Origin of the sequence: Saccharopolyspora spinosa NRRL 18395, assembly GCF_000194155.1 — a bacterium.
GTDB lineage: Bacteria > Actinomycetota > Actinomycetes > Mycobacteriales > Pseudonocardiaceae > Saccharopolyspora > Saccharopolyspora spinosa.
On record NZ_GL877883.1, the window covers coordinates 272,098 to 277,800 of the forward strand.

A 5,703-nucleotide genomic window follows, 5' to 3' on the forward strand; every position below is an offset into this window, starting at 1 on the left:
CCCCCCTTTCATGATCACCACCCACCCAAACCCCCCGACCACAGCTCCCCTCAAAAGAGCCACACCCAATTGAAACTGCGCCCCACATCGTCACTGCGTCGCGAACAACACTTCGTTCCCGATCGCCGACCAGGTCGACGGGGTTGTCGATCCCCTCGCGATCCAGCGCGCGGTAACCAAGTGGCGACGGCGCTGCGAGTGCTCGTCGAGGAGAACGTCCGCCAGACCTAACGCGGCCGAACGCCCGACGACCTCTATCCCGAAGCCGTCGCCGCAGCCGAGTGCGCCTTCGACATGCTGCGCACCGGCCTCGACGACGTCTGCGACCAGAAGTGAAGGGCACCTCTGGGCAGCCGAGAGAGAAACCGGGTTGCTTGAACGTGCCCTTCACCGCGTCCTGCTCACGGGTGCAGGACGACCTTTGTGTAGCCCTCGATGCGTTGGTCGAACTTCCGGTAGGCGTCCGGCGCCTCGGACAGGGACAGCTCGTGGGAGACGACGAAGCTGGGCTTGGCGCGCCCCGCGATGATCATGTCCCGCAGCTGCCGGTTGTAGCGCTTCACGTTGCACTGCCCGGTGCCGATGACCTGGCCTTTCTCGAACATCCGGCCGATCGAGACGAGCAGCATCCCCTTCTTTGCCTCCTCGTTCGGTCCACCGGGGTCGGACGGCACGTACAAGCCCGGCACGCCCAGCCGTCCGGTCGCCCGCACGGTGTCGATCAGCGAGTTCAGCACAACGGCAGGTTCCTCCTTCGAGGCGTCGCCGACCTGCGCCTGGTAGCCGACCGCGTCGATGCCCTTGTCAGTGCCCTCCCCACCGGTCCGCTCCTTGATCATCTCGACCGGGTCGCCCTTGGAGAAGTCGATCGGGATGGCCCCGATCTCCTCCGCCTTCGCGAGCCGCTCCGGCACGCGGTCGACGCAGAACACCCTCGCCGCGCCGCGCAGCAGCGCCGAATAGGCGGCCATCAGCCCGACCGGTCCGGCTCCGTAGACGACAACGCTCTCGCCCGGCGAGACCTGGGCGAGCTCGCAGCCGTGGTAGCCGGTCGGGAAGATGTCGGCCAGCAGCACGAAGTCGGCCTCGTGGCTGCCGTCGGTCGGCAGCTTCAGGCAGTTGAAGTCGGCAAACGGCACCCGCAGGTACTCGGCCTGCCCGCCGACGTAAGGCCCCATCGCGACGTAGCCGTAGGCGCCGCCGGCGAAGCCGGGGTTGACGGTCAGGCAGAACCCGGTGTTGCCCGCCATGCAGTTCTTGCAGAACCCGCAGGCCACGTTGAACGGCATCACGACCCGATCGCCACGGTTCAGGCTAGTCACACCGGAGCCGACCTCCTCGATGATGCCCATGTTCTCGTGCCCGAACACGATGCCGGGCTCGGCAGCCGTCCGGCCCTCGTACATGTGCAGGTCAGAGCCGCAGATGGCGGTCGAGGTAATGCGCACGATCACGTCGTTGGGGTGCTGGATCGTCGGCCGGTCCACTTCGTTGATCGCGACTGAGAAGGGTTCCTGGTACACGACTGCTTTCATCGTTGACCACCTCCGGGTGGAAGACGCGCGAAATCCATCTGCATGCCGACCAGGGACTACCCCGAGCGGAAAGACCCAAGACACGGACGGGCGTCACCCGAACGAGGGCCATCCGGGGAGTTACCGGAACGTCACCCGCCAGCGGGCGACCGTCGGCGAACTTCGCTCAAGTCCGCACGTGCGAGTTCGGGAGTCCCGAGTCATGACACAGCTGGTCAAGATGCCGCTGGGCGACGGCGGCGACCTGCTCATCGAGGCCGCAGACGGTCAGTGCGCGATCCCGGTCGGCGACGCCGGGAAGGTCGTGCAGGCCTCCGAGACCGTGCAGAAGGCGATGCAACATCCGGTCGTCCGCTGCCGAGGCGGTGCTCGGCGAACTGCGCGCGATGGAACAGCCCCCGTCGAAGATCAGCGTGCTTGTCCGGCATCAAGGTCACCCGGGAAGCCAATCTCGCAGTCGCCAAGTCGACGGGCGAGGCCAACTTCAACGTCGCCGTCGAGTGGAGCGACTCCAAGTTGAGCATATGACCGGCTTGACGGTCGATCCGCTCGACCCGGCGGTGGTCCCGCTCCGCGAGGGCCGGACCGTCCTGGGCGCGGGGTTCCTGGTCGCACCGGGTGTGGTCGCCACCTGCGCCCACGTGGTCGGCAGAGCAACGCCGGTCGCCGATTTCCCGTTGCTGCGCGGCCACGACCACGCCGTCGAAGTGCTGTCGCAGGACGACGACCTGGACGTCGCGATCCTGCGGCTGGCGGACACACCACCGGGAGCGCTGCCGGTTCCGGCACGCAGACCGCGCCGACGTTGGAGCTCGACGTGCGGCCCGCCTGGGAGTCGCCGCCAGGTGGTCCGAAGATCGCGCTCCGCCCGGGAGATCCGGACCAGTCGCTGGCGCCAGACCAGCGACGGCCTCTCGGTGTGGGACCTGCGGACCAGAACGCAGGCGCACGCGTTCCGGCTCGGGGTCACCGACCTGGTCGTGTCCGCCGACGGCTCCGCCGCCGCGATGACGGACCAGGCGAACAACTCGATCGGGCTGGTCGACCTGATCAAGATGGATTAGATCGCGCCGCTGATCGCCCCGGGCCTGAGACTCATCGGGATGTCCGTGCCGTACTTGTTCGCCAAGGACGTCACCGCGGTGCAGGTCCGTTTCGGACTACAAGCACGCAAATCGCTCAAGACGTTCCCGCTGGACGGGTTGTCCGTGGCCGATCGACCGGTCGTCACCCGGACGGGTCCGTGGCCACGACGATCACCGGCGATTCAGTTGCTTTGATCGACCTGGAGAACATGGCCCCGTTGCCGCCGCTGATCGGCAAGGTCGACGAGATCGAGGCCTCTCCGGCGGCTACCTGATCTCCGAGGAGACCCTGGACTTCCAGGTCTGGAACTTGCAGGAACGCCGCCTGGTCACCGCGATCACCCTCGACGACACGGATTCGCGGCGCGCCGTCGAGAACGGCGATCTCATCCCACCGCCTGCCCGGTCACCAGGAGCGAATCCCCCTCGACACCGAGGTCTGGTTCCGGGACCTGTGCCGCACCTCCGACCGCGATTTCACCCCGGACGAGCTGAACCTGCTGCCGGAATGCGTAAGCCACGACCGACCCTGCGACGGGTGACCCGTGAGTACTTCCTCTGCTGTAGAGCCTGTTCGGGAACTCGTTCTTCCTGGAAGTTCCGGTGGCAGTCCCAATGGGAACGGTCTGGTCCCGACTCGCCAACCGGTGTGAAGCGAACGGCCTGTCCACCACCGTAGACGACACAAACGGTCCGTTCGCTTCATCAACCAGCGCATTCCAAAACAGCCTCAATGGCGGTCGGCCAGCCGGTACCACCGCTCCTCCGGCCGGTACATGGCGTTCGTCAGCTCGCGGCGCAGCGAGCTCGTGGCCAGTGCGGTGCCGGTCGCCTGGTCCGTCAGGGTCCGGCTTCGGCCTTCGCGTGCACGTCGTCCCACACCGCGTGCACGTCCTCGCCGTACAGCGGGCAGTTCGCGGTCCGCTCGCACCAGTCGGCGAAGGTGTTGAATGAGTCTTCCAAGTTCTCGCTGGCCGTTTCGATGTACCGGCGGCCGGACTTCATGCTGTGGTCCATGTTCGAGTCGATCGTCATCGCCCGGAGCCGGTTCGGGAACAGCTCCGCGTACTGCTGCCCGACCTGCGGGCCCTACGGCGGGCCGTAGAAGCTGAGCTGTTCCTCGCCGAGCGCGGGCGCGGATGGCGTCCAGGTCGCGGATAGCGCTGGTGTCCACGAAGCCGAACACCGGCCCCGGTGTTCTTGCGGCAGTTCTTACCCAGCTTCGCGTTGTAGGCCAGCAGGTCCTGCTGCTCCTGCACGTTCGCGGGGAAGTTCCTGGGTGCTTGGGCTAGCAGGTCGCTGCTGCACCGGATCTCGTTGCTGCGCTTCATCCCACGCTGGTCTCAGCTGACGATGTCGAACCGCTTGCGCGGCTCGCCGTCCTGCAGCTTGTTCGCGCCTTCGATGTAGCTGTCGATGCCGGAATGCCCGGACCGCCAGGCGCCACGAACAGCACGCCGGTCCGGTTCTGCGGATCAGTCGCGGGCAACGGGCCGACGGCGATGTTCGTCTTCGCGCCGCCCGGGTCGTTCCAGTCGATCGGCACCTCCACTGTGGCGCATTCGCCCTGCCGGTCACCGCAGGGGCGCATTCGGAGCAAATGCGGTATTCCAGCGCGGTTTTCGATGCCTAGTCCGCGATGTAGAGGTCTGGATTGTCAGAAAGCGCGGCAACCATCGCGGCACGTGAACCAACGCCGAGCTTGATGAAAATTCGCCGCATGTGGGCGGAAACCGTGTAGAGGCTGATGTCCAGCACCGCCGCTATCGAACGGTTGGTGTAGCCGAGGCCGACCATCCGTGCGATCTCCTGCTCCCGCGGGCTGAGGACCTTGTCGACCTTCGGCACGACCGGCAGCAACAGGCAGCGCATGCCGAGCTCCGTCATGTCCAGCAACGGTTTCCGCCCCACCCTGGGCGATCCGTCGAGCTCGCCGACCCGCCGCACCAATGCGCGCACCAGGTGCTGCACCAGTTCGTCCGAACCGATGTCGTCGCGCCGCTCCGGCCCCCGCCAGGGCGGTTCCGGTTCGGGCGGTCCTCGGTGGATTCGCGGAATTGGCGTGGCAGTCGAATCATTCGGCATGTACCGGCCTCCCCAGTCCCGCCGCGGACGGCGGATCGCGCCGCCTCACAACGGCCCGTTCCCCCTTCGCAGGCCGGTCACGGTCTTCGCCGCGACGCATACCAGCAAAGCCAACATCGACTGTCCGCGCATCGTCGATTCGAGTGACATCCAGGTTAACTAACACGGACGGTGGGCACTTGAACGTGCGACTACCACCCGAATGCTCGCTTGCTTTGGACTGTTCGCACGCGCTCACCGACGGCCGGCTCCCGAAAATGCCGCCGGACGCGGTGCAGGACAGGAGGATCCGCCATGAGTCGCTACCGAGCCGTCGACGGCGAGCTGGAGGACGAGCTGGCCCGCGAACTGGAGGACGAGTTCGAGTTCGAGGACGAGAACGAACTGGAGGACTTCGCCCAGGAGTTCGAGGACGAGCTGGAGTTCGAGGACGAGGACGAGTTCGAAGACGAGCTGGAGGGCCTGGTCCGCGAACTGGAGGACGAGCTGGAGCTGGAGTTCGAGGACGAAGACGAAGACGAGGACGAGGACGAACTGGAGGCCGAGTTCGAGCAGCTGGTCCGCGAACTCGAAGCCGAGTTCGAGGACGAGGACGAGTACTTCGCCGACCCGGTCCGCCGCGTCTACTCCGACGCCGAGACGATGGCCAAGCTCGCCTTCGAAGCCGAGCGAGCCGAAACCGAAGCCGAGGTCGAAGGTTTCCTGGGGGCGCTGGCACCGCTGGCGATGAGCCTGGCGCCGAAGGTCCTGCCACTGGCCAAGAAGTTCGCGCCGAAGATCATCAAGGGCGTCACCTCGATCGGCAAGAAGCTGTGGCGCAGCCCCACCACCCGCAAGATGGTGCGCCAAGTGCCCAAGATCGCCGGGCGCACGGTGCGGGACATCGGCCACCGGTACGCGAACGGGCAGAAAGTCACCGGCCGGCACATCGCCCGCTCGCTGGCCGGGCACACCGCCGATGCCATCGGAGGCGGCCGGGGCCGACGTCGTCGCCCGGC

The 5,703-nt window shown here is 66.6% G+C and carries 7 protein-coding genes; 3 read left to right on the forward strand and 4 right to left on the reverse strand.

Features of this window, described 5'->3' with window-relative positions; translation table 11 throughout:
* Positions 1–401 precede the first annotated feature (401 nt).
* Together SSPN_RS0139325 and SSPN_RS61195 are read right to left on the reverse strand one after the other, a co-directional pair.
* Positions 402–1,535, reverse strand: a complete 1,134-nt coding sequence (locus SSPN_RS0139325) for a glutathione-independent formaldehyde dehydrogenase (RefSeq protein WP_010315805.1) — start codon at positions 1,533–1,535, stop codon at positions 402–404.
* Positions 1,536–1,701: 166 nt separating this feature from the next.
* Positions 1,702–1,878, reverse strand: coding sequence for a hypothetical protein (locus SSPN_RS61195; protein WP_237710959.1), 177 nt, complete (start codon positions 1,876–1,878; stop codon positions 1,702–1,704).
* 74 nt (positions 1,879–1,952) lie between these two features.
* Between SSPN_RS61195 and SSPN_RS61995 the strand changes: the two genes are divergently transcribed.
* Both SSPN_RS61995 and SSPN_RS0139340 read left to right on the forward strand, forming a co-directional pair.
* Positions 1,953–2,063 carry a CU044_2847 family protein gene (locus SSPN_RS61995; RefSeq protein WP_010315807.1) on the forward strand — a complete coding sequence of 37 codons (111 nt, stop codon included), beginning with the start codon at positions 1,953–1,955 and terminating at the stop codon, positions 2,061–2,063.
* Positions 2,060–2,599: a trypsin-like peptidase domain-containing protein gene (locus SSPN_RS0139340; RefSeq protein ID WP_010315809.1), complete on the forward strand. Its 540-nt coding sequence runs from the start codon at positions 2,060–2,062 to the stop codon at positions 2,597–2,599. Before SSPN_RS61995 ends, SSPN_RS0139340 begins: the two co-directional genes overlap by 4 nt.
* An 861-nt stretch (positions 2,600–3,460) precedes the next feature.
* Here the strand turns inward: SSPN_RS0139340 and SSPN_RS49780 are convergent.
* Both SSPN_RS49780 and SSPN_RS48115 read right to left on the reverse strand, forming a co-directional pair.
* Positions 3,461–3,655, reverse strand: coding sequence for a hypothetical protein (locus SSPN_RS49780; protein WP_010315815.1), 195 nt, complete (start codon positions 3,653–3,655; stop codon positions 3,461–3,463).
* A gap of 594 nt (positions 3,656–4,249) precedes the next feature.
* The gene (locus tag SSPN_RS48115) at positions 4,250–4,705 is read right to left on the reverse strand and encodes a helix-turn-helix domain-containing protein (RefSeq protein ID WP_010315817.1); all 456 of its coding nucleotides are present in this window, start codon (positions 4,703–4,705) and stop codon (positions 4,250–4,252) included.
* Between the two features lie 294 nt (positions 4,706–4,999).
* On the opposite strand from SSPN_RS48115, the gene SSPN_RS57365 reads away from it, so the two are divergent.
* A partial coding sequence (locus SSPN_RS57365) for a hypothetical protein (protein ID WP_010315819.1) occupies positions 5,000–5,703 on the forward strand: 704 nt, incomplete at its 3' end.

Bases quoted from the DNA above. Each gene is read 5' to 3' on its own strand.
- SSPN_RS0139325 (WP_010315805.1), bottom strand. From the start codon at position 1,535: ATGAAAGCAGTCGTGTACCAGGAACCCTTCTCAGTCGCGATCAACGAA.
- SSPN_RS61195 (WP_237710959.1), bottom strand. From the start codon at position 1,878: ATGTTGCATCGCCTTCTGCACGGTCTCGGAGGCCTGCACGACCTTCCC.
- SSPN_RS0139340 (WP_010315809.1), top strand. From the start codon at position 2,060: ATGACCGGCTTGACGGTCGATCCGCTCGACCCGGCGGTGGTCCCGCTC.
- SSPN_RS49780 (WP_010315815.1), bottom strand. From the start codon at position 3,655: ATGACGATCGACTCGAACATGGACCACAGCATGAAGTCCGGCCGCCGG.
- SSPN_RS48115 (WP_010315817.1), bottom strand. From the start codon at position 4,705: ATGCCGAATGATTCGACTGCCACGCCAATTCCGCGAATCCACCGAGGA.